The sequence below is a fragment of the Lysobacter sp. GQ73 genome (genome assembly GCF_059758755.1).
Window position 1 is genome coordinate 233,270 of the sequence record NZ_JCAXEE010000005.1, and the last position, 22,180, is coordinate 255,449.

Annotated in this window: 18 protein-coding genes; 11 read left to right on the forward strand and 7 right to left on the reverse strand. The window is 70.0% G+C overall.

What is annotated here, in order from left to right; translation table 11 throughout:
* Positions 1-92: 92 nt before the first annotated feature.
* A complete protein-coding gene (gene rsgA, locus AC6CH2_RS16230; protein ID WP_498270110.1) occupies positions 93-1,229 on the reverse strand; it encodes a ribosome small subunit-dependent GTPase A in 1,137 nt (378 codons plus the stop codon).
* A 248-nt stretch (positions 1,230-1,477) separates the two neighbouring features.
* On the opposite strand from rsgA, the gene AC6CH2_RS16235 reads away from it, so the two are divergent.
* From AC6CH2_RS16235 to AC6CH2_RS16245, 3 genes are all read left to right on the forward strand, one after another.
* On the forward strand, positions 1,478-2,737 hold the full coding sequence (locus AC6CH2_RS16235) for a pyridoxal phosphate-dependent aminotransferase (protein WP_498270111.1): 1,260 nt from the start codon (positions 1,478-1,480) through the stop codon (positions 2,735-2,737).
* 7 nt (positions 2,738-2,744) lie between these two features.
* A complete protein-coding gene (locus AC6CH2_RS16240) occupies positions 2,745-3,365 on the forward strand; it encodes an SGNH/GDSL hydrolase family protein (RefSeq protein WP_498270112.1) in 621 nt (206 codons plus the stop codon).
* Positions 3,366-3,558: 193 nt separating this feature from the next.
* The gene (locus AC6CH2_RS16245; protein ID WP_498270177.1) at positions 3,559-4,233 is read left to right on the forward strand and encodes a methyltransferase domain-containing protein; all 675 of its coding nucleotides are present in this window, start codon (positions 3,559-3,561) and stop codon (positions 4,231-4,233) included.
* A gap of 152 nt (positions 4,234-4,385) precedes the next feature.
* On the opposite strand, the gene AC6CH2_RS16250 is transcribed toward AC6CH2_RS16245, so the two are convergent.
* Positions 4,386-5,171, reverse strand: coding sequence for a polysaccharide deacetylase family protein (locus AC6CH2_RS16250; protein WP_498270113.1), 786 nt, complete (start codon positions 5,169-5,171; stop codon positions 4,386-4,388).
* Positions 5,172-5,299: 128 nt separating this feature from the next.
* Between AC6CH2_RS16250 and grxD the strand changes: the two genes are divergently transcribed.
* A complete protein-coding gene (grxD, locus tag AC6CH2_RS16255; protein ID WP_498270114.1) occupies positions 5,300-6,226 on the forward strand; it encodes a Grx4 family monothiol glutaredoxin in 927 nt (308 codons plus the stop codon).
* A 1,012-nt stretch (positions 6,227-7,238) separates the two neighbouring features.
* Complete coding sequence (locus AC6CH2_RS16260) at positions 7,239-7,688, forward strand: NIPSNAP family protein (protein WP_435395536.1); 450 nt, start codon at positions 7,239-7,241, stop codon at positions 7,686-7,688.
* Positions 7,689-8,168: 480 nt separating this feature from the next.
* Here AC6CH2_RS16260 and AC6CH2_RS16265 read toward each other — a convergent pair whose 3' ends face one another.
* The 3 genes from AC6CH2_RS16265 to AC6CH2_RS16275 all read right to left on the reverse strand — a co-directional run bounded on the left by AC6CH2_RS16265 (position 8,169) and on the right by AC6CH2_RS16275 (position 10,587).
* Positions 8,169-8,726, reverse strand: a complete 558-nt coding sequence (locus AC6CH2_RS16265) for a DUF924 family protein (RefSeq protein ID WP_498270115.1) — start codon at positions 8,724-8,726, stop codon at positions 8,169-8,171.
* Positions 8,727-8,952: 226 nt separating this feature from the next.
* The gene (locus tag AC6CH2_RS16270) at positions 8,953-9,522 is read right to left on the reverse strand and encodes a lysozyme inhibitor LprI family protein (RefSeq protein ID WP_435395538.1); all 570 of its coding nucleotides are present in this window, start codon (positions 9,520-9,522) and stop codon (positions 8,953-8,955) included.
* Positions 9,523-9,810: 288 nt separating this feature from the next.
* On the reverse strand, positions 9,811-10,587 hold the full coding sequence (locus AC6CH2_RS16275) for an AMP nucleosidase (protein WP_435395539.1): 777 nt from the start codon (positions 10,585-10,587) through the stop codon (positions 9,811-9,813).
* A gap of 131 nt (positions 10,588-10,718) precedes the next feature.
* On the opposite strand from AC6CH2_RS16275, the gene AC6CH2_RS16280 reads away from it, so the two are divergent.
* The 6 genes from AC6CH2_RS16280 to AC6CH2_RS16305 all read left to right on the forward strand — a co-directional run bounded on the left by AC6CH2_RS16280 (position 10,719) and on the right by AC6CH2_RS16305 (position 19,648).
* Positions 10,719-12,170 (forward strand): amidohydrolase, encoded by a 1,452-nt coding sequence (locus AC6CH2_RS16280; RefSeq protein WP_498270116.1) that lies wholly within the window; start codon positions 10,719-10,721, stop codon positions 12,168-12,170.
* A 20-nt stretch (positions 12,171-12,190) separates the two neighbouring features.
* On the forward strand, positions 12,191-13,513 hold the full coding sequence (locus AC6CH2_RS16285; RefSeq protein ID WP_498270117.1) for an amidohydrolase family protein: 1,323 nt from the start codon (positions 12,191-12,193) through the stop codon (positions 13,511-13,513).
* Positions 13,514-13,736: 223 nt separating this feature from the next.
* Positions 13,737-14,141: a DUF1761 domain-containing protein gene (locus AC6CH2_RS16290; protein ID WP_498270118.1), complete on the forward strand. Its 405-nt coding sequence runs from the start codon at positions 13,737-13,739 to the stop codon at positions 14,139-14,141.
* 11 nt (positions 14,142-14,152) lie between these two features.
* Entirely contained in the window at positions 14,153-14,779 is a 627-nt protein-coding gene (locus AC6CH2_RS16295; protein WP_498270119.1) for a 2-hydroxychromene-2-carboxylate isomerase, read from the forward strand.
* 99 nt (positions 14,780-14,878) lie between these two features.
* Positions 14,879-15,823: a DegV family protein gene (locus tag AC6CH2_RS16300; protein WP_498270120.1), complete on the forward strand. Its 945-nt coding sequence runs from the start codon at positions 14,879-14,881 to the stop codon at positions 15,821-15,823.
* A 360-nt stretch (positions 15,824-16,183) separates the two neighbouring features.
* Complete coding sequence (locus AC6CH2_RS16305) at positions 16,184-19,648, forward strand: amidohydrolase family protein (RefSeq protein ID WP_498270121.1); 3,465 nt, start codon at positions 16,184-16,186, stop codon at positions 19,646-19,648.
* A gap of 81 nt (positions 19,649-19,729) precedes the next feature.
* On the opposite strand, the gene AC6CH2_RS16310 is transcribed toward AC6CH2_RS16305, so the two are convergent.
* Both AC6CH2_RS16310 and AC6CH2_RS16315 read right to left on the reverse strand, forming a co-directional pair.
* On the reverse strand, positions 19,730-20,647 hold the full coding sequence (locus AC6CH2_RS16310) for a class I SAM-dependent methyltransferase (RefSeq protein ID WP_498270122.1): 918 nt from the start codon (positions 20,645-20,647) through the stop codon (positions 19,730-19,732).
* Positions 20,648-20,652: 5 nt separating this feature from the next.
* Positions 20,653-22,086, reverse strand: coding sequence for an FAD-binding oxidoreductase (locus AC6CH2_RS16315; RefSeq protein ID WP_498270123.1), 1,434 nt, complete (start codon positions 22,084-22,086; stop codon positions 20,653-20,655).
* Between the last annotated feature and the right edge of the window lie 94 nt (positions 22,087-22,180).

Here is a 22,180-nt window from a genome sequence, read left to right on the forward strand (position 1 = left end):
TGGTCGCGACGGGCTGTTGTTGCTCCGGCTCCGGCTCCGGCGCCAACGCAAGCGATCCGCGCGCGCCGCGCCCTGCGGGGAAACGAAGGCGCTCAGCGGCGCCCATGCTTGTCGTCCGGCCGCTTGTTGGGCGCCTTGCCGGCCGGCTTCACGTCGGCCTTCTGCGCGCGCCGGTTGGCCAGCTTGTTGGCCGCGCCGGCGACTTCGTCGCGCAGTTTCAGGTAGCTGGCGAAACGCTGCGGGTCGAGGCGGCCGGCTTCGATGGCGTCGCGCACCGCGCAGCCGGGCTCGCGGTCGTGCGAGCAATCGCGGAACTTGCACTGCTCGGCCAGGGCCTCGACATCGCTGAAATTCTCGGCGACGTCTTCCTCGCCGGTCGGCTTGAGCTCGCGCATGCCCGGGGTGTCGATCAGGCAGGCGCCCGACGGCAGCGGAATCAACGCGCGGTGGGTGGTGGTGTGACGGCCGCGCGCATCGCTTTCGCGGACCGCACCGGTCTTCATCCGCTCGATGCCGAGCAGGCTGTTGGTCAGGGTCGACTTGCCGGCGCCGGAGGAGCCCACCAGCACCACGGTGCGGCCCGGCTGCAGCCACGGCGCCATCGCCGCGACGCTGCCGTCGCGGTCGCGGGCGTTGACCGCGCGGATCGCCACGCCCTGGGCCAGCTCGATCAGGGCGCCGGTGGCCTCGGCGACCGCATTTTCGTCGGCGGCGGTGGCTTCGTCGGCCTTGGTCAGCACGACCACCGGCTCGGCGCCGCCGCGGACCAGCAGCAGATAGCGTTCGATCCGGCGCGGATTGAAGTCGGCGTCCAGCCCACAGACGATGAACACGGTGTCGATGTTGGCCGCGATCAGCTGTTGCTTGTAGTGCTCGCCGGCGGCGCCGCGCTTGATCGCGCTGTAGCGCGGCAGCAGGGCCGCGACCTTGGCGCGTGCTTCACCGCCTTCGATCAGCAGCCAGTCGCCGACCCCGGGGCGCTGCTCGGGCGCGACCGCGCCTTTCTTGTAGCTCGCCGGGCGTTGCCATTCGGGCAGGGATTCGACCCGATAGCCGCTGTCGGGCCCTTCGGACACGACATAGCCGCTGCGGTGCTGTTCGATCACCCGCGCCGGGCGGGCTCGGGGGTGGTCGAGCAGCAACTGGCGCCAGACGGGGTCGGCCGGCAACGGGTCGGCGGCCGAGATCGGCCATCCGATCGCCTGCAAGGCGGCGAGTTCAGGAGTCAAAGGCGCGGGGAACGATGGGCATGGCGCGATTCTACATAGGCCGGGCGCGGGTTTTGCCGTCGCCGGCCGGCAGCGGAACGGCGAGGGCCCGGCGCCAGGCCGGCAGCGGGCCCGGGAGCGGAGCCGCCCGCCCGGCCAATCCGTGCGCGCCGGCGCAGATCGCGCCGGCCTGGAATCGCCGTCCCGGCTGATTCGCCGGACCGATTCAGCTAGTCTGGGGGTCTCTCTTTCGACCCAGCCCTGCCCCGATGTCACTGCCGCCCCTGAAAACCCGCGAACGCCTGTCCGAAGTCCGTTACGAAATCCGCGGTGAACTGGCCCGGCGAGCCCGCGAGCTGGAGGCCCAGGGACGCAAGCAGATCAAGCTCAACATCGGCAACCCCGGCGCCTTCGGTTTCCGCGCGCCCGAACACCTGCAGCGCGCGATCGCCGACCACATCGCCAACACCGATCCCTACACCCACCAGCAAGGCCTGCCGGCCGCGCGCGAGGCCATCGCCGCCTTCCACAAGCGCCGCGGCACGCCCAACGCCTCGCCCGAGCGGGTGTTCGTCGGCAACGGCGTCAGCGAGCTGATCGACCTGTCGCTGCGCGCCCTGCTCAACCCCGGCGACGAAGTGCTGCTGCCCTCGCCCGACTACCCGCTGTGGTCGGCCGCGACCATCCTCAACGACGGCCGCCCGGTGTATTACCGCTGCCAGCCCGAGAACGGCTTCCTGCCCGACCCGGACGAGATCGAGCAACTGATCTCCAGCCGCACCCGCGCGATCGTGCTGATCAACCCGAACAACCCGACCGGCGCGGCCTATCCGCGCGAGCTGATCGAGCGCATCGTCGCGATCGCCGCGCGTCACAAGCTGCTGCTGATGTGCGACGAGATCTACGATTCGATCCTGTACGACGATGCCCAGTTCACCCCGGTCGCGCCGATCGCCGGCGAGCTGCCCTGCCTGAGCTTCGGCGGCCTGTCCAAGGTGCACCGCGCCTGCGGCTGGCGCGTGGGCTGGGCGGTGCTGTCGGGCGATCCGGTCGCCAGCGGCGATTTCCACCACGCCATGGACCTGCTCGGCGCGCTGCGCCTGTGCGCCAACGTGCCGGGCCAGTTCGCCATCGAGGCCGCGCTCAACGGCGAAGACACCATCACCCCGCTGTGCCAACCGGGCGGACGCCTGTACGAAGCGCGCCGCGCGGTGATCGAGTCGGTCGAAGCCAGCCGCCACCTGCAGCTGGTCGCCCCCGCCGGCGCTCTGTACGCGTTCCCGGCCGTGGTCGGCGCCGCCGCGCAGGGCTTCGACGACCACCGCTTCGCGCTGGAACTGCTGGAATCCGAAGACGTGCTGGTGGTGCCGGGCTCGAGCTTCAACGTGCCGTATCGCAACCACTTCCGCGTGACCCTGCTGCCGCAGCCGGCCGAGGTGCGCGAGGTGTTCCAGCGCATCGAGCGCGTGCTCGACCGCTACGCCGACCGCGGCGCGCAGGTCGAGGCGCAGCGCGCCGCGGTGGCCTGAGACGGCGATGGCGCTGACTTATCTCGCGCTGGGCGACAGCTACACCATCGGCGAGGCCGTGCCCGAAGCCGGGCGCTGGCCGCTGCAGATGGCCGCGGCGCTGCGCGAGCGCGGCGTCGGCCTGGACGACCCGCGCATCGTCGCGACCACCGGCTGGACCACCGACGAGCTCGCGCTCGCGCTGGACCTGGCCGAGCCATTGGGGCAGTGGGACTTCGTCAGCCTGCTGATCGGCGTCAACAACCAGTACCGCGGCCGCAGCGCGGTGCAGTACGGCGGCGAGTTCCGCGAATTGCTCGAACGCGCGATCCGCTACGCGCATGGCCGCGCCGACCGGGTGCTGGTGTTGTCGATCCCCGACTGGGGCGCGACTCCGTTCGGCGCCAGCGACAAGCGCGGCGCGGCCACCATCGGCGCCGAACTCGACGTATTCAACCAGACCGCGCGCGAGATCTGCGCGCGCCACGGCGTGGCCTTCGTCGACATCACTCCGGTCTCGCGCGCACGCGGCAACGAGCCGGCGATGGTCGCCGAAGACGGCCTGCATCCGTCGGCGGCGATGTACGCGCAGTGGGCCGAACTCGCCGTGCCGGTGGCGCAGCGGCTGTTGCAGGCACAGGCCGGCTGACGCGGCGCAGGTCGAAGCGGCGCAGGTCGAAGCGGCGCAGCTCGAAACGCGGGCCGCACGCGCCTGCCGCGATGCGCTTTGTGACGTCATGCCGCCGCAGCCGAGCGCCGACCGCGCCGGGATGCCACACTGCCGCCGGCGGCACGGCCGCGAACGGAGCCCGGACCCAGCAATGAACCAAGCGGTACAAGCCATGGCCCACGGACAGGCGGACCGCATCGCGCGCGCCTATCTGCCCGAGCATCCGCTCGGCAACCGCTGGGACTATTACTACAGCCGCGCCAAGCTCGGCAGCGACCCGCTCTACCCGGGCGTCAGCGCGGCCTTGCGCGGCACCCGCGCGCCGCTGCTGGACCTGGGTTGCGGCCTCGGCCTGCTCGCCCACACCTTGCTGGCCGACGGCATCCGCCTGCCCTACCGCGGCGTCGACAGCGATGCAGCCAAGATCCGCCGCGCCACCCGCGCCGCCGCGCGGGTCGGCCTGGACCACGCGGTGTTCGAGACGGTCGACCTGTCCCAGCGCGTGCCCGAGCACCGCGGCAGCGTGGTGATCCTCGACGTGCTGCAGTTCATTCCCTACCCGGCGCAGGCGCGCGCCATCGACGCGATGATCGCGATGCTGACCCCGGGCGCCCGCCTGGTGATCCGCACCGGCCTCGACGACGGCACCGGCCGCGCGCGCATTACCCGCGCGGTCGACCTGTTCTCGCGCGCCCTGGGCTGGATGAACGCGATGCCGCGCTATTACCCCGACGGCGAAGCCCTGCGCGCGCGTCTGCGCGAGGCCGGGCTCGAGGTCGAGTTCACCCCGCTGTTCGGGCGCACGCCGTTCAACAACTGGCGGATCGTGGCGGCGCGTGCGGAGTGAGGCTTGCGCGACCGCGCGATAGATCGCGGTCGCATCGCTTCGCCGGTCGCGGCTCACGCCGCTCCTGCACTTGGTACGCGGCTTTGGGGTAGCAGCGGCGCAAGCCGCGACCGCGCCCCCCCCGATCTAAACGGCTCCCGGGCAATCCGCGCTCATTCGACCGACGGCACCACGCAGCGGTAGTCCAACTCGCGCAGCCGCCGCAACAACGCCGCCATGGTCTCGACATTGCGGCCGTGGCGCGCGCCCTCGTGCATCAGCACGATCGCGCCCGGCGCGAGATCTTTTTCGATCCGCGCCACCACCGTGGCCGGGTCGGCCGCGACCGCATCGAAGCCGCGTGCGCTCCAGGCCACCCGGATCAGGCCCAGCGCGGCGATCGGTCGCGCGGTGAACGGATTGGCCATGCCGACCACCGCGCGGAACCAGCGCAGGCGCAGCCCCGGCACCAGCGCCTGCAAGCGCGCCTGGGCGCCGCCGATCTCGGCGGCCATCGCCGCCGGCCCGAGCATCCAGAACCGCCCCGAAGGATGGCTGTCGCTGTGGTTGCCGAGGTCGTGGCCGCGCCGGACGATCTCGCGCAGCAGGTCGGCGCGCTGCTCGGCGCGCTGCGCGACCACGAAGAAGGTGGCCTTGGCCTGGTGCGCATCGAGCAGGTCGAGCAGGGCCAGGGTGTCGTCGGAGGGGCCGTCGTCGATGGTCAGCCAGACCACGCGCTGGTCGGTCGGCAGCCGCGACAGCACAGGGCTGAACAGACCCGAGCGCGGCCACAGGGTGCCCCAGACCATCGCCCCGTGGCTCAGCAACAAGGCCGGCAGGCCGATCGTCCAGCCGTAGCGCGCCCACAAGGCGACCATCAGCAGCTGCGAGCCGAGAAACAGCCACAACCAGGCGCCGGGACGGCGCGGCGGACGGTGGGCGACGACGATGGTGTTCATGCGCGGCGGGCGGTTCCAACGGTCGGAGGGGGCCGCGGCAGCCCGGCTCGCCGGCGGATGGCGCATCCTACCTTGCGGCGTAGACTGCCCGCCCCCATCTTGCCTTTATTCCCGCCCGGCCGACCTCCATGTCCCTCGATCCTGCCCTGCGTTCGCGCATCGAAACCCTGCTCCAGTCCAACCGCGTCGTGCTGTTCATGAAGGGCGCCCCCAACGCGCCGCAGTGCGGCTTCTCGGCCAAGGCCTCGGGCGCGCTCAACGCATTGCTGCCGCAGGGCTATGCCCACGTCGACGTGCTCGCCGATGCCGAGATCCGCGAAGGCATCAAGCAATACGGCGAGTGGCCGACGATCCCGCAGCTCTACATCGACGCGCAACTGGTCGGCGGCAGCGACATCGTCGAGCAGATGGCCGCCAGCGGCGAACTGCACGAACTGCTAGGCCTGCCGACCCCGGACCGTAGCCCGCCGAAGCTCACCATCACCCCGGCCGCCGCGCAGATGCTGCGCGACGCCGTCGCCAACGCCGGCGACAACTACGCGGTGCAGCTCGAGGTCGACGCGCGCCACAACGTGCGCCTGCAATTGGCGCCGGTCGATGCCAACGCCATCGCGGTCGAAGCCGAAGGCGTGCGCGTGCAGACCGACTGGATCAACGCCCGTCGCGCCGACGGCGTGAGCATCGACTGGGCCGACGACGAGCGCGGCCGCGGCCTGGTCATCACCAACCCCAACGCGCCGCCGGCGGTGAAGCCGATCGCGCCCGAGCAGGCGCTCGCGCGCGCCGGCGAAGGCTCGCTGCGCGTGGTCGACGTGCGCCCCGCCGACGAGCGCGCGATCGCCCGCGTCGGCATCGCCTTCGACACCTTCGACGGCGGCACCGATGCGCTCGAAGGCCTGCCCAAAGACACCCCGCTGGCGTTCCTGTGCCACCACGGCGGCCGCAGCGCCCAGGCCGCCGAGCACTTCCGCCAGCTCGGTTTCCGCGAGGTCTACAACATCGAAGGCGGCATCGATGCCTGGGCCGACCTGGACGGGTCGATTCCCAAGTACTGATCTGACGGCGAGTCCGTGAGAACGGCCGCGGCGCCTTGCGTCGCGGCCGTTTTCGTTTCCAGGGTCCGGATGCGCCCGGAAGCGGCCGACGGGCGTCGTCGCCGCTCCTGCAGGTGCGGCGTGAGCCGCGATCGCGGGCCGACGGGTCGCGGCGCCGGTTCGGGTGGGCGGTCGCGACTTACGTCGCTCCTACACAAGCCGGGGCACTGCTTTCCTGTAGGAGCGGCGTGAGCCGCGACCGCGGGCTGGCGGATCGCGGCGCCGGTTCGGGTGGGCGGTCGCGACTTGCGTCGCTCCTACCCAAGCCGGGGCGCTGCTTTCCTGTAGGAGCGGCGCGAGCCGCGACCGCGGGCCGACGGGTCGCGGCGCCGGTTGGGGTGGGCGCGCGGTCGCGACTTGCGTCGCTCCTACCCAAGCCGGGGCACTGCATTCCTGTAGGAGCGGCGCGAGCCGCGACCGGGCCGACGGGTCGCGGCGCCGGTTCGGTGGGCGGTCGCGACTTGCGTCGCTCCTACACAAGCCGGGGCGTTGCTTTCCTGTAGGAGCGGCGCGAGCCGCGATCGCGGGCTGACGGGTCGCGGCGCCGGTTCGGGTGGGCGCGGTCGCGACTTGCGTCGCTCCTACACAAGCCGGGGCACTGCTTTCCTGTAGGAGCGGCGTGAGCCGCGACCGCGGGCTGGCGGATCGCGGCGCCGGTTCGGGTGGGCGGTCGCGACTTACGTCGCTCCTACACAAGCCGGGGCACTGCTTTCCTGTAGGAGCGGCGCGAGCCGCGACCGCGGGCCGACGGGTCGCGGCGCCGGTTCGGGTGGGGGCGCGGTCGCGACTTGCGTCGCTCCTACCCCGAAGCGCCGGAGACGCGGCGAACGTCGCCCCGGCATCCCCGCAATAACGACTTCTGGCCGATGGACGGGGCGAGGCCATCGCCTAAGCTCGGCGGCGGCCACCCAGCCGCCGTCCGCCTGCACCACCATCGCCACGGATCGGCGCTTTCCGACCCGGAGTCTTCCCTGTGAACGCTACCGCCGTGCCCGCCTTTCGCTGTGCGCTCGTCCTGCTTCTGTCCCTGTGCTGCGCCGCCTCGCTTGCCCATGCCGCCGACACTCCGACTGCTACGGCCGTCGGCCCTGTGCAGCAACTGCGCATCTACGAAATCTTCGAAGACACCAAACCGCATTTCCACGCCCGCTTCCGCGATCACGCCCTGCGCATCATGCGTCGCTACGATTTCCGCATCGTCGCCATGTGGGAAACCAAGACTGCGCAACGCACCGAGTTCGCCTACCTGCTCGAATGGCCCGACGAAACGACGATGAAGGACCGCTGGAGCAAGTTCATGGCCGACGAGGAATGGACCGAGATCAAGCGCCAGACCCGCGTTCACGGCCGCATGGTCGGCGAAATCCAGGATCGCACCTTGCGCGTCGTCCCGTATTCCCCGCAACAACGGTTGCTGGACTGAAGCGTCGCAACCGCTTCAAGCGTAGGAGCGGCGCGAGCCGCGACCGCGCGCTGGCGGATCGCTGCGCAGGCTCGGTTGATGGCACTGTTGCGACTTGAGTCGCTCCTACCCAAGAGCGATTGCGTCGCTTCCTGTAGGAGCGGCGTGAGCCGCGACCGCGCGCTGGCGGGTCGCTGCGCAGGCTCGGTTGATGGCACTGTTGCGACTTGAGTCGCTCCTACCCAGGAGCGATTGCGTCGCTTCCTGTAGGAGCGGCGTGAGCCGCGACCGCGCGCTTGCGGGTCGCTGCGCCGGTTCCGGTAGAGGCGCGGTCGCGACTTGCGTCGCTCCTACCCAAGAGCCATTGCGTCGCTTCCTATAGGAGCGGCGCGAGCCGCGACCGCGGGCCGACGAGTCGTGGCGCAGGCTCGGGTGGTGGCGAGGTCGCGACTGACCTCGCTCCTACAGGGGGCTGCGATGCGAGGGAACCCGCGCCGCGGCTCAGCCCTTGAACCCGCCGCCATCGAGATAGGCCTGTTCCTCGGCGGTGCTGTCGCGGCCCAGCGCGGCGTTGCGGTGCGGGAAGCGGCCGAAGCGTTCGATGATTTCGAGATGGGTGACGGCCCACTGCGCGGCATCGCTGCCGTCCGGGTTCGGCGGCAGGCCGCGGTGCAGTTCGACCGAGCGGCGCTGGTCTTCGAGCTGCTCGGAATGCTCGAACGGCAGATAGAAGAAGGCGCGCAGCGCCGGTTCGATGCTCAGGTCGTGCCCGAGTTCCAGCGCGCGCCGGGCGTAATGCCGGGCGAGCGGGTCGGTCGCGTAGGAATGCGCGCTGCCGCGGAATACGTTGCGCGGGATCTGGTCGAGCAGGATCAATAAGGCCAGCGCGGATTCGGCGTCGCGTTCGATCCAATCGTCGTGTTCGCGCCGCGCCGCGGCGTGGTGAGCGTCGAGAAAGCCGGCGCGGCACTGATGGTCGAAGCTGTCGTCGCGATCGAACCAGCGGGCCGGGCCGGCATTGCGCCAGAAATCGACGACGTCTTTCGCGGTGACGGACATACGCGTTCTCGCTGAGGATCAGGGGCGAACCCTAGCAAACCGCACGCGAAGCTGTCGCGTTTCCCCGGCATCGGCGGCCTGCGTCGCCGCAGGGCCAACACCGTCGAACCATTCATGCCTGCAACGGACGCCGTGTCGCGATGGGCCCGATGCAACGACCCGCCGGGCAATCGATCCGACGGGGTCGCAAGCGACCCCAGGCCATCGGATGCCGCCCCGATGCGCCTCAAGCCGCCTGATCCTCGCCGAGCTGCGTTTCCAGCTCGTTGATCCAGGCCACGGTGATGCTCTCCATCGTCACCGCGTGGATCAGCGGCCGGATCGGGCCGGCCGAGTACGACTGCGAGACGAAACGCGCGTGGCATTCGCGAAAGGTCAGCCAGGCCTCGTGCGCCCGTTCGAACGCGGCCAGATCCTCGCCGCCGAGTTGCTTGCGCAGGTGCGCGACCAGGCCTTGCAGCCGCACCTCCTCGCGGCTGAGTTCGGCGATCGCGTGCTGGCTCATGTCGGCCTCGCTGACCCGCGCGTCCTCGTTGTCGCGAGCGACCGCGGCGGCCTTGCTGAAATAACTGTCGGCGATGCGCGCCGCGGTTTCGGCCTTGCCGACCAGCCGGCTTTCGAAACGGCGCAGTTCCTCGACGCTGGTGTGCGCGCCGTCGAGCTCCTGCTTGAGCGCGAGCAACTGCTTGCCGCGCTCGATCGCGTCGACCGTGCCGCGACGTTCGGCGAAACGCTGGATGAAGTAGAACGCCCAGGTAAGCAAGGCGCCGATGATGGTGAAGATGAGCTGTTCCATGACCTGTCCTCCGGCCTCGGAATACAGTGTCGGCGCGGGGGGTCTCAGGCCATGCGATGTCGTGTGCTTGGCGTCGCAGAACCCCTATAAAAACAGGGTTATCCGCTCGTTCATCGATAAACGGTTCAGGGCCGCAGGACGGATTTGCGATGGCGGGCACGGCTCGTGCGCAGAGCTGCTGTCGCCCTCATCCCAACCCCTCTCCCGCGTGCGGGAGAGGGGCTCTGTGCGTCGGCGCCTGTAGATCAAGGCTTGCGATCGTTGCGGCGCGAAGCGGCGCCGCAGCGATCACTCGTCGAACCGCAGATGCCGCACCGACTTGCCGTGGCGGCGGATCAGTTTCAGCGCTTCGATGCCGACGCTGATGTGGGTGTCGACGAAGCTCGCGCTGACCTTGGCGTCGGAGGCCTCGGTCTTGACGCCTTCGGGGATCATCGGCTGGTCCGACACCAGCAGCAGCGCGCCGCAGGGGATGCGGTTGGCGAAGCCGGCGGCGAACACGGTCGCGGTCTCCATGTCGATGGCCATGCAGCGCATCTGGCGCAGGCGTTCCTTGAAGGCGTCGTCGTGTTCCCAGACGCGGCGGTTGGTGGTGTAGACCGAACCCGTCCAGTAGTCGTGGCCGAGGTCGCGGATGGTGGTCGAGACCGCGCGCTGCAGGGCGAAGGCCGGCAGGGCCGGCACTTCCGGCAGCAGGTAATCGTTGGAGGTGCCTTCGCCGCGGATCGCCGCGATCGGCAGCACCAGGTCGCCGAGCTGGTTCTTGCGCTTGAGGCCGCCGCATTTGCCGAGGAACAACACCGCCTTGGGCATGATCGCCGACAGCAGGTCCATCATGGTCGCCGCGTTCGGGCTGCCCATGCCGAAGTTGATCATGGTGATGCCGTCGAAGGTCGCGCTCGGCATCGGCCGGTCCAGGCCGACCACTTGCGCGCCGGTCAGGCGCGCGAAGGTATGCAGGTAGCCGCCGAAATTGGTCAGCAGGATGTGCTCGCCGAACTGGTCCAGGGGCACGCCGGTGTAGCGCGGCAGCCAGTTTTCGACGATCTGTTCTTTCTCTTTCATGGTCGGTGCCTGTTCTTGTTGTTGTCCGGCCATTGTCGCACCGCCCATGACGATAGTCAGGGTTGGCAGGGGCTCAGGCGGCCGTTACGGTTCCAAAGTTGTCCGTCGCTCGCTCTGTCCTGGGGGAATCCATGTTTCGACCGTTACTGGCCGGCTGCGGCCTGGCGCTGCTCGCCGGCGCCGTGCAGGCCGCCACACCCGCGCCGGCCTCCCGCTACACCCAGGACCCCTACCCGAGCACCTACAAGGCGCTCGCCGCCGGCCCGGTGCTGTTGCAGCACGCGACCGTGCTGACCGGCGCCGGCCAGCGCCTCGACGACGCCGACGTGCTGCTGCGCGACGGCAAAGTCGTCGCGGTCGGCCGCGCCCTCGACGCGCCCGGCGACGCCACCCGCGTCGACGCGACCGGCAAGTGGATCACCCCGGGCCTCATCGATGTCCACTCGCATCTCGGCGTCTATCCGAGCCCCGGGGTCGGCGCGCACAGCGACGGCAACGAGATGACCGGCCCGGTCACGCCGAACGTCTGGGCCGAGCATTCGGTATGGCCGCAGGACCCCGGCTTCGCCGCCGCGCTCGCCGGCGGCGTCACCTCGCTGCAGATCCTGCCCGGCTCGGCCAACCTGATCGGCGGGCGCGGAGTGACGCTGAAGAACGTCCCGGCCACCAGCTACCAGGCGATGAAGTTCCCGGCCGCGCCGTGGGGCCTGAAGATGGCCTGCGGCGAGAACCCCAAGCGCGTCTACGGCAGCCGCAACACCCCGCCGGGCACGCGCATGGGCAACGTCGCCGGCTACCGCGCCGCCTTCATCGACGCCAGCGAATACCTGCGCAAGACCAGTCCGAAGGCCGCCGCGCCGGCGAAGAAGCGCTGGTGGCAGAGCAGCGCCAAGCCCGGCAACGGCAACGGCGCCGACAGCGAGAAGGACACCGGCGGCAAGCGCGACCTCAAGCTCGACACCCTGGCCGGCGCGATCAAGGGCGACATCCTGGTTCACATCCACTGCTATCGCGCCGACGAGATGACCACCATGCTCGACCTGGCCAAGGAGTTCGGCTTCAAGGTCAGCGCCTTCCACCACGGCGTGGAGGCCTACAAGATCGCCGACCGCCTGGCCGCCGAAGGCGTCTGCGGCGCGCTGTGGGCCGACTGGTGGGGCTTCAAGATGGAAGCCTTCGACGGCATCCAGGAAAACATCGCCATCGTCGACCGCCCGGCCAACAGCTGCGCGATCGTGCATTCGGATTCGGAGGAAGGCATCCAGCGCCTCAACCAGGAAGCGGCCAAGGTGATCGCGCACGCACGACTGGCCGGCATCGAGATCGCGCCGGAGCGGGCGATCCGCTGGTTGACCCAGAATCCGGCCAAGGCGCTCGGCATCGGCGAACGCACCGGCACCCTCGAGCCCGGCAAGATGGGCGACGTGGTGGTGTGGAACGGCAACCCCTTCAGCGTCTACGCCAAGGCCGAGCAGGTCTACGTCGACGGCGCGCGCGTCTACGACCGCGCCGACCCGTCGCGGCAGCCCAGGTCGGACTTCCTGCTCGGGCAACCGGCGACCCAGACCGGAGGCGTGCGATGAACCGGCCCGGGATCGAATCCATGTCCGGCGCCGTCGCAGCGAGCGCGGCCGGCCGCGGGCTGCGCCGCAGCGCCCTGTTGCTGGCCCTGGCCTGCGCCTGTGCGAGTTTCGGCGCGGCGGCGCAGAACGTGCTGATCCGCAACGCCACCGTGCATACCGCGACCGCGCAGGGCTCGCTCGAACAGACCGACGTGCTGGTCGGCAACGGTGTGGTGCGCGCAATCGGCAAGGGCTTGTCCGCGCCGGCCGGCGCCCAGGTGGTCGAGGCCGCAGGCCGGCCGCTGACCCCGACCCTGTTCGGCGGCATCACCGAGCTCGGCCTGGAGGAAGTCTCCGGCGAAAAATCCACGGTCGACCAGACCGTCGCGCTCGGCGCCGACACCAAGGAAATGACGGTGCGGCCGGAGTTCGACGTGACCCTGGCCTATAACCCCGACTCGGTGTTGATCCCGGTCGCGCGCATCGAAGGCATCGGCTGGACCCTGCTCGGCGTCGGCACCGCCCCCGGCGGCTCGATCGTCGCCGGCCAGGGCGGCGTCGAACGCCTCGACGGCGGCCCCGACCCGATCGGCCCGCGCGTGCTGTTCGTACGCCTGGGCAAGGACGGCCTGGGCCTGAGCGGCAGTTCGCGCGCGGCGCAGTGGATGATCCTCGACCAGCTCATCGACGAGGCGCGCGGCCGCATCGCCCCGGGCCACCATGCCGCGCTGCTGACGCCGGCGGGGCGTTCGACCCTGCTCAAGTACCTCGACGGCGGCGGCCGCATCGTGTTCGGCGTCGACCGCGCCGCCGACATCCGCCAGTTGCTGCGCTGGTCGGCGCGGCACCGGCTGCGCATCGCCATCGCCGGCGGCGGCGAAGCCTGGCGGCTCGCGCCGCAGCTCGCCGCGGCCAAGGTGCCGGTGTTCGTCAATCCGCTGTCCAACCTGCCGAGCGATTTCGACCAGGTCGGCGCCAGCATGGAAAACGCCGCGCGCCTGCGCGCGGCCGGGGTCGCGGTCGGCTTCAGCGAAAGCGGCGCCTCGCACAATGCGCGCAAGGTGCGCCAGCTCGCCGGCAACGCGGTCGCCGCGGGGCTGCCCTGGGCCGACGGCCTGGCCGGCCTGACCCGGGTGCCGGCCGAAGCCTTCGGCGTCGCCGGCCAGGTCGGCGCCATCGCCCCGGGCCAGCGCGCCGACCTGGTGCTGTGGAGCGGCGACCCGCTCGATGTCGCTCACGTCGCCCTGCAGGTGTGGATGGACGGCCGCGCGATCGAGATGCGCAGCCGCCAGACCGAGTTGCGCGACCGTTACCTGCGCAGCGACACCGGCCTGCCGCGCGCGTATCCGGCGACGGCGCGCTGAGGGCTCGCGATCGGGGCAGGAGCGGCGCGAGCCGCGACTGCGCAACGGCAACGGCGACGCGGGGGCGGGTGCGGGTGCGGGTGCAAGGTCGCGTCTGCAAGGTTCGTAGTCGACCGGGTCGACGACGCGGCGAGACCACGCGGCCGCGGCTCGCGCCGCTCCCGGCGCCCCAGCGGCGGCCCCAGGCGTATCCTGTCGCTTGCCGACGACAGGAGACCGCGCGATGACTCTGCCCACCCTCGAACTCAATTGGCTGGCGATCCTCGCGGCGACCGCCTCGTCTTTCCTGCTCGGCGGGCTGTGGTACGGGCCCTTGTTCAAGACGCGCTGGTGCCGCGAGGCCGGCGTCGACCCCGACGCCAAGCCCGGCCATCCCGGCCGCGTGTTCGCCACCGCCATCGCCTGCAGCTTCCTGGCCGCGCTGATGTTCGCCGTGTTCCTGCCGCCCAACGCCAATGCCGCCGACGGTTTCGGGGTGGGCTTCGTGGTCGGGCTGTTCTTCGTCTCGATGAGCTTCGGCATCAACTACGCCTTCGCCCAGCGCAGCCTGATGCTGTGGATGATCGACAGCGGCTACCACATCCTCCAGTTCGCCCTGTACGGGCTGATCCTCGGCGCCTGGAAATAAGAGACCCGACCATGCCCACGCTGCGCTGGTACTTCGATTTCATCTCGCCGTTCTCCTACCTGCAATGGCAGAAGCTCAAGCCGATGCTCGGGGAGCGCCGGGTCGAGCTGGTGCCGGTGGCGTTCGGCGCAGTGCTCGAGGCGCGCGGCCAGAAGGGCCCGGCCGAGATCGTCGGCAAACGCGAATTCACCTACCGCCACGTGCTGTGGCAGGCGCGGCGCGAAGGCGTGAGCCTGCGCTTCCCGCCGGCGCATCCGTTCAACCCGCTGGCCGCGCTGCGGCTGTGCCTGGTCGCCGGCGCCACGCCGGAAGCGGTCGATGCGATCTTCGACTGGATCTGGCGGCGCGGCGAAGCCGGCGACAGCGTCGAGGCGCTGGCGCCGGTGATCGACGCGCTCGGAGTCGAGGCGCAGGCGCTCGGCACCGACGCGATCAAGGCGGCGCTGCGCGAGAACACCGAGGCCGCGCTGGTGGCCGGGGTGTTCGGTGTTCCTACGTTGAGCATTGGAGATGAGTTGTTCTGGGGCAACGACGCCCACGACTTCGCTCTTGACGCACTGCAGCATCCCGGACTGCTGGACGAGCCGGAAATGCAGCGTTTGAAGCAACTGCCGGTGGGGATACGTCGCCGCGCCTGAACGACGCAAGCCCCGGAGCGCGCTCACGCGTGACTCATGTCTCAAAAAGGTATGCTGCGGTCCTATCCGATCACCACGCGCCCTACCCGGGGGGGGAACATGCGCATTGGAATCGTCGTCGACTCCGCTTGCGATCTGCCGCTGGACTACCTGGAACGGCACGACATCCATCTGTTGCCGATCACCGTGCGCATCGGCCAGGCGGTACTGGCCGACCATCGCAACGAACAGGCCACCCTGCAGTTCCTGCATACGCACTTGGCCGAGCGCGGTTTCGAGGCCGAGACCACGCCGTTCACCGTGCAGCAGGTGCGCGACCTGTTCGTCAGCCAGCTCGTGATCGACTACGACTACGTGTTCTGCATGACGATCACCAAGACCCGCAGCCCGGTGTACGAGAACGCCAACCAGGCCAGCTTCGCGATCCTCAACGACTACAAGCCGGTGCGCTCGGCGGCCGGTATCAACACGCCGTTCGCGCTGCGGGTGATCGACACCCTCAACCTGTTCGCCGCCCAGGGCATCACCGCAGTCGAAGCGGTGCGGCTACGCGCCGCCGGAGAAGGCGCGCCGAAGATCCGCGCGCGCCTGGAGCACCTGGCCCTGCACACCCACGGCTATCTGATCCCACGCGACCTCAACTACCTGCGCGCGCGCACCCGCGTGCGCGGCGACCGCAGCGTCAGTTTTCTCAGCGCGACCCTCGGCACCGCGCTCGACATCAAGCCGGTACTGCACTGCAACCGCGGCGAGACCGGCCCGGTCGCCAAGATCAAGGGCTACGAGAATGCCGCCCAGAAATTGTTCGAGTTCACCGCGCACAAGGCCGAGAGCGGGTTGCTGACCCCGACCGTATGCGTCAGCTACGGCGGCGAGCTCGCCGAGTTGCGCGCCCTGCCCGGCTTCGAGCGCCTGCGCGAGGCTTGTCGCAACAGTAACGTCGAGCTGTTCGAAAGCGTCATGAGCCTGACCGGCATGGTCAACGTCGGCAAGGGCGCGGTGGTGGTCGGTTTCGCCGCCGAGCAGGCCGACTTCAAGGGCTGAGCGGGCGCGTCCAGCGGCTGCAGCGTCGACGCGGATGCGGCGTCGACAAGGCAGTCTCGCCAACCCCTCTTGGCCGAACAGGGGAGTGGATTCGCCGCCTTGGGAAAGACCACCTCGGCTTCGGGGCTCTGGCACTCGCGGACTCTCGCTCTCGCGTCGGGGGCGCTGCGACTGCGAAGCAGCTCGCCCTGGCAACGCAAGCGTTCCCTTCTTTGCAGAGAAGGTTGGGGATCGGTTTTGCTCGACTCGGCGACAGCGATCGACACCTCGCCATACCCCACCGAACACGACTTCTAGCCCAGGCCCCGGGCGGCGGTGCGGGTTAGGCTCGGTCCATCGTCAGTCCCAGGTAACCGCTCGATGCCCAGTCACCGCCTGCTCGCCCTTGCGCTCGCCAGCGCGCTCGCCCTGCCCGCGTACGCGCAGAACCCGCCGCAACCCGCACCGCAGGACAAGAAACAAGGCGAGAAACAAGGCGATGCGCCCGCCGCCCAGTTGGAACAGGACGCACTGAAGCCGGCCGGCACCGATCCGGCGCGCGCGTCGGCGCAGACCGCCAAGGGCGCCAGCAAGCCCGGCGACAAGGACGAGAAGAAGTGGGACGTCTCGGCGCCGCACGGCCCGACCAAGACGGTGCGCTTCGAGACCGACGAAGGCACCTGGATGGACCTGGACGTCTCGCCCGACGGCCGCGAGATCGTGTTCTCGCTGCTCGGCGATCTGTACCGCCTGCCGATCGGCGGCGGCCAGGCCAGGCGCATCACCAGCGGCCCGGCCTGGGACGTGCAACCGCGTTGGTCGCCCGACGGCCACGAGCTCGCCTTCACCTCCGACCGCGGCGGCGGCAACAACCTGTGGCGGGTCAAGGCCGACGGCAGCAATCCGGTCGCGGTGACCAAGGAAGATTTCCGCCTGCTCAACAACCCGGCGTGGACGCCGGACGGCCAGTTCCTGATCGGACGCAAGCATTTCACCGGCGAGCGTTCGCTCGGCGCCGGCGAGTTGTGGATCTACCATGCCGCGGGCGGCGGCGGTGGCCTGCAGCTGACCAAGCAAAAGAACGATCAGCAAGACCTCGGCGAACCGGCGGTCTCGCCGGACGGCCGCTACGTCTATTACTCCGAGGACGTCAGCGCCGGCCCGGCCTTCCAGTACAACAAGAACGTCCACGACACGGTTTATGCGATCAAGCGCTTCGACCGCGAAACCGGCAAGAGCGAGACGGTGATCGGCACGCCCGGCGGCGCGGTGCGGCCGCAGCCCTCGCCGGACGGCAAGTCGCTGGCCTTCGTCAAGCGCATCCGCGACAAGTCGGTGCTGCACGTGCTCGACCTGGCCAGCGGCGCAAGCCGGCCGGTCTGGGACGGGCTGTCGCACGACATGCAGGAGGCCTGGGCGATCTTCGGGCCGTACGCGAATTTCTCCTGGACGCCGGACTCCAAGTCGGTGGTGATCTGGGCGCAGGGCAAGCTGTGGCGCGTCGCCATGGCCAGCGGCAAGCCCGAGCCGATCGCGTTCCAGGCCTCGATCGAACAGACCGTGACCGAGGCGCTGCGCTTCGAGCACAAGCTCGACGAAGGCCGCTTCGCGCCGAAGATGATCCGCGACGTCGCCACCAGCGCCGACGGCAAGACCCTGGTCTTCCACGCGGTCGGCCAGCTGTGGCGCAAGCGCCTGCCCGACGGCAAGCCCGAACGCCTCACCGGCAACGACAATCTCTACGAATACCAGCCCAGCTTCAGCGCCGACGGCGGCAAGCTGCTGTACACGACTTGGTCCGACGAGGCGCTCAGCGCGATCTACGTCGCCAGCGCCGGCGGTGGCGGCGGCAAGCGCCTGACCCAGGACAAGGGCTTCTACTACGGCCCGCGCTTCTCGCCCGACGGCAAGCGCATCGTCTACGCCAAGGCCGGCGGCGGCGGCCTCACCGGCAGCCTGTGGTCGGCCGACCGCGGCATCTACGTGATGTCGGCCGACGGCGGCAAGCCGACCCGCGTCGCCGACAGCGGCGAGGCGCCGCAGTTCAGCGCCGACGGCAGCCGCGTGTACTACCTCACCGGCGGCGGCCTGAAGAAGAAGCTGATGTCGGTCGGCCTGCACGGCGAGGAGCCGCGCGAGGTCTACAACCTCAAGTACGTCGACTCGGTCAGCATCAGCCCGGACGGCAAGTGGGTCGCCTTCACCGAGTTGTTCAACGCCTATGTCGCGCCGCTGATGACCACCGGCAGCTCGGTCGAACTGAGCAAGGACAGCAAGGCGATGCCGGTGACGCCGGTCAGCGCCGACGTCGGCAGCTACCTGCACTGGGCGGCCGATTCGAAGTCGCTGCACTGGATGGTCGGCGACCGCTATTACTCGCGCCCGCTCAACCAGGCCTTCGCCTTCCTGCCGGGCGCGCCGGCGACGCCGGCGAAACCCTCGGCCGACGAAACCGGCGTGCGCGTCGGCCTCGACCTGCCGGTGTACGCGGCGCGCGACACCGTCGCCTTCACCCATGCGCGCGTGGTGACCATGCGCGATGCCGAGACTACGCAGGAAGTGATCGAGGACGGCACCGTGGTGGTGCGCGGCGACAAGATCGAAGCGGTCGGCGCCAGCGGCGCAGTCGCGGTGCCGGCCGGCGCGCGCGTCATCGACGCCCGCGGCAAGACCATCCTGCCGGGCTATATCGACGTGCACGCGCACGCCGCGCATTTCGGCCAAGGGGTCGTCCCGCAGCAGAACTGGGCCTACTACACCAACCTCGCCTTCGGCATCACCACCATGCACGACCCCTCGGCGACCACCGAGTTCGTGTTCTCCGAAGCCGAGTTGCTGAAGGCCGGCAAGATGGTCGGGCCGCGCGTGTTCTCCACCGGCACGATCCTGTACGGCGCCGACGGCGACTTCAAGGCGGTGATCAACTCGATCGACGACGCCCGCAGCCACCTGCGCCGGATGAAGGCCAACGGCGCGTTCTCGGTCAAGAGCTACAACCAGCCGCGCCGCGAACAGCACCAGCAGATCAACCAGGCCGCGCGCGAGCTCGGCATGCTGGTGGTCGAGGAAGGCGGTTCGACCTTCAACCACAACATGCCGATGATCCTCGACGGCGCCACCGGCATCGAGCACAACATCCCGGTCGCGCCGTTGTACAAGGACGTGGTCGAACTGTGGCGGCAGACCAACGTGCGCAACACGCCGACCCTGGTGGTGAGCTACGGCGGCCTGTCCGGCGAGTACTGGTGGTATGCGCGCGACAACGTCTGGGAAGACAAGAAGCTCAACCGCTTCTTCCCGCGCGAGACCCTCGATGCGCGCTCGATCCGCCGCGAGACCGCGCCGGACTGGGATTACTGGCATGTGCAGGTCGCCAAGTCGGTGAAGAAGCTGCGCGACGCCGGGGTCAAGATCCAGGTCGGCGGCCACGGCCAGTTGCAGGGCCTGTCGGCGAACTGGGAAATCTGGATGCTGCCGCAGGGCGGTTTCAGCAACTTCGAGGCGCTGCGCGCGGCCACCATCGACGGCGCCGACTATCTCGGCCTGTCCGGGCAGCTCGGCTCGCTCGAAGCCGGCAAGAAGGCCGACCTGGTGGTGCTCAACAGCAATCCGCTGGAGAACATTCGCTCGACCATCGACACCCGCTACGTGATGGTCGACGGGCGGCTGTTCGACGTCGACGCCGACATGGCCGAGCTCGGCAACCGGGGCGAGAAGGCACCGAACTTCTACTGGCAGCGCCACCGCGACGGCCAGACCTTCGGCATCGAGTTCGGCCCGACCTCGGTCTGCCATTGCCCGAAGGGCCACGGCCCGCACGAAGCGCACGGGCACGACGAAGACTGAGACCGACCGGCGCGGCGGCGGCCTCGTCGCCGCGCAGTCGGTCGGCGCGGGGGCACCGCTGCCGCGCGCACTCGGTTCGTATCAGCGCGGCGGCGATGCCGCCGCGCTTTGCGCCAGCAACAACCATTCGCCGGGGCTCGGGTCGGGATCGTCCGGGTCGCCCGGCTCGGCCAACGCGCGCAGGCGCCAGCCGCACGCCGCCAGCCATTCGCCCAGCGCATCGCGCTCGCAGCCCCAGCGGAACGGTTCGCCGCGCCGCTGCAGCCAGCCGCGTACCCATGGCCGTTCGCGACGGAACCGCGGTCGCCCGTCCCGCAATTCCATCGCCGTGGCGACCAGGACCGGCGACGACAGCTGCTGCGCCAAGGCGCGCAGCAGTCGCTGTGCCCGCGTCGACGACAGATACATCAGCACGCCTTCGGCCACGCACAGGGTGGGCAGCGCCGGGTCGAAGCCAGGGTCGGAAAGCAAAGCGTCCAGCGCATCGTCGCGCTGCAGATCGATTGCGATCGAATGCAGGTGCGATGCATCCGCTCGCAACTGCCGCAGCGCCTTGCGCTTGAGCGCTACGGTGCCGGCGCGGTCGAGCTCGAACACCCGCAACGCCGGCTGCCGCTGCGTCAGTTGCCATCCGAGCCCGTCGTAGCCGCTGCCGAACAGCACCGTCTGCGCCGCGCCGTCCGCGCAGGCGCGGTCGGCCCATCGCGCGATGCACCGCTTGCGCCAAGCGTAATGCCTGCGCAAGCCCGGCAGGGCCAGTGCTTCCAGCGCGCTCAGGCAGGCGCGCCCCAGGGCATGGTCGACCAGCCACAGCAGCCTGCGTCCGCCCGCTCCGCAGCGCTCCAGACAGGCTCGGGCGAGCTGCGCCTGCTGCGCCAGTTCGGCATGTCCGTGCGCCTGCTGCACGGTTGCCGCCGCGACCAGCATCGCGGTGGACACGTTCTCCGGTTGCGGGCTGACCGAGGCCGGGCGGATCGAAGACTGATCGGTCGGGGACATCCCGCTCATGCGCCGGCCCGCGCAAACAAGGCTTCGTGGTGGCGGAACCAGTCGCTGTCCCAGCGCCGGTCCGGGTCAAGTTCGCGCTTGCGCTGCAGGAAGGCGCGGAACTGCGGGTAGGCCGCCTCGACCTGATCGCGGGTGGCATGGCGATGATAGGTGAGGTAGTAGCTGCCGCCGCAGGCCAGCGCCTCGTCGATCAGGGCGCGGAACGCGGCCGCGGCGGCGCGGCGGCCGGCCGGAACGTGGCGCACATGCAGATTGAACACGATGCAGGCCCAGTCCTCGCGTGCCCAGGCCAGCATGCTGCTGCGCTCGGCGCAGACCAGCCGTACCGTACCGTAGATCGGTTGCGCGCGATGACGGCGCAGGCAGGCGGCGGCCGCGGCCATGAATTCGGCCAGTCGCGCCCGCGGCACGTACAGCTCGGTGATCATCTCCGAGCCGCAATGGCCCAGCATCGCATCGACGCCGGCGTGGTAACCGTCCAGGTAGACGCCGGTCTGCTGGCTGTCGGAGGCATAGTGCTGGCCGTGGGTGGCCAGGTAGAACGCGGCGTATTCGGCGAAGGCGCGGCTCGGCTCGGTATGCGCCAGGCCCAGCAGACGGGCGAAGTCTTCGCCGCCCAGATGCCGCGGCGCGGGGTCGGGCGCGGCGTGGGCGAGCGGCCGGTAGCAGGAGGCGATGCCGAGGTCGAGGAAGTCGTCGCTGGCCGGGTCGATCGCGAACTGGAAATCGCCGTAGCTGCAACCGTCGGCGATCGCCGTCTGCAAATGCGGCATCAACTCGCCTACCCGCAGCAGCGCGACCTCGCGCCGCAGCACCGTGCGCGGCACCAGCCGCAAAGTCAGTCGCGCGACCAGGCCGAACAGGCCGTAGCCGCCGGCGGCGAGCGCGAACCACTCGGCATTGCGCTCGCGGTCGGCGATGCGCGCGTCGCCGCGATGGTCGATCAACACGATCGACTCGACATCCTCGACGAAAGGCGCGAAGACCAGGCCGCGGCCGTGGATATTCGATGCGAAGGCACCGCCCAGGCTGAAGCCGTCGGCGCCGGTCTGCTTTTGGCGGATGGTCCAGCCGCGAGCGTTGTCCGGATGCCGCGCCAGCCAGTCCAGCAAGGCCGGCCACTGCACGCCGGCCTCGACCGTGACCAGGCCACGCTCGGGATCGAATTCGACGATACGGTCCAGGCCCGAGCTGTCCAGCAGCCACCCGCCGGACAGGAATTGCTGACCGCCCATGGCGTGGCGCGCGCCCACCGCGATGGTCGAACGGCCCAGGCGCGCGCAGTCGCGCACCGCGGCGCAGGCCTGGTCGAGGCTGCGCGGCTGCAGCAGGCCGGCGATCGCGGTGCGGTTGAGGCCGGAGTGGACATCGTTGAGGTGCAGGGTCGCTGCAGGAAACGGTGCAGCAGGCGGTGCGATGGCGGCGGACATGGCGGATACCGTGGCGGCGAGGCCGTTCCACCTTGGCCGGCCGGTATCGGAAACCGCAACTCCGTCAGATCGGGTATCGGATTATGATCCCCGG

What these genes read in the sequence shown, in the direction of transcription:
- AC6CH2_RS16300 (WP_498270120.1), top strand. Translation starts at nt 14,879, where the DNA reads ATGCGCATTGGAATCGTCGTCGACTCCGCTTGCGATCTGCCGCTGGAC.
- grxD (WP_498270114.1), top strand. Translation starts at nt 5,300, where the DNA reads ATGTCCCTCGATCCTGCCCTGCGTTCGCGCATCGAAACCCTGCTCCAG.
- AC6CH2_RS16285 (WP_498270117.1), top strand. Translation starts at nt 12,191, where the DNA reads ATGTCCGGCGCCGTCGCAGCGAGCGCGGCCGGCCGCGGGCTGCGCCGC.
- AC6CH2_RS16290 (WP_498270118.1), top strand. Translation starts at nt 13,737, where the DNA reads ATGACTCTGCCCACCCTCGAACTCAATTGGCTGGCGATCCTCGCGGCG.
- AC6CH2_RS16240 (WP_498270112.1), top strand. Translation starts at nt 2,745, where the DNA reads ATGGCGCTGACTTATCTCGCGCTGGGCGACAGCTACACCATCGGCGAG.
- AC6CH2_RS16270 (WP_435395538.1), bottom strand. Translation starts at nt 9,522, where the DNA reads ATGGAACAGCTCATCTTCACCATCATCGGCGCCTTGCTTACCTGGGCG.
- AC6CH2_RS16250 (WP_498270113.1), bottom strand. Translation starts at nt 5,171, where the DNA reads ATGAACACCATCGTCGTCGCCCACCGTCCGCCGCGCCGTCCCGGCGCC.
- AC6CH2_RS16275 (WP_435395539.1), bottom strand. Translation starts at nt 10,587, where the DNA reads ATGAAAGAGAAAGAACAGATCGTCGAAAACTGGCTGCCGCGCTACACC.
- AC6CH2_RS16315 (WP_498270123.1), bottom strand. Translation starts at nt 22,086, where the DNA reads ATGTCCGCCGCCATCGCACCGCCTGCTGCACCGTTTCCTGCAGCGACC.
- AC6CH2_RS16310 (WP_498270122.1), bottom strand. Translation starts at nt 20,647, where the DNA reads ATGTCCCCGACCGATCAGTCTTCGATCCGCCCGGCCTCGGTCAGCCCG.
- AC6CH2_RS16305 (WP_498270121.1), top strand. Translation starts at nt 16,184, where the DNA reads ATGCCCAGTCACCGCCTGCTCGCCCTTGCGCTCGCCAGCGCGCTCGCC.
- AC6CH2_RS16245 (WP_498270177.1), top strand. Translation starts at nt 3,559, where the DNA reads ATGGCCCACGGACAGGCGGACCGCATCGCGCGCGCCTATCTGCCCGAG.
- AC6CH2_RS16235 (WP_498270111.1), top strand. Translation starts at nt 1,478, where the DNA reads ATGTCACTGCCGCCCCTGAAAACCCGCGAACGCCTGTCCGAAGTCCGT.
- AC6CH2_RS16265 (WP_498270115.1), bottom strand. Translation starts at nt 8,726, where the DNA reads ATGTCCGTCACCGCGAAAGACGTCGTCGATTTCTGGCGCAATGCCGGC.
- AC6CH2_RS16280 (WP_498270116.1), top strand. Translation starts at nt 10,719, where the DNA reads ATGTTTCGACCGTTACTGGCCGGCTGCGGCCTGGCGCTGCTCGCCGGC.
- AC6CH2_RS16295 (WP_498270119.1), top strand. Translation starts at nt 14,153, where the DNA reads ATGCCCACGCTGCGCTGGTACTTCGATTTCATCTCGCCGTTCTCCTAC.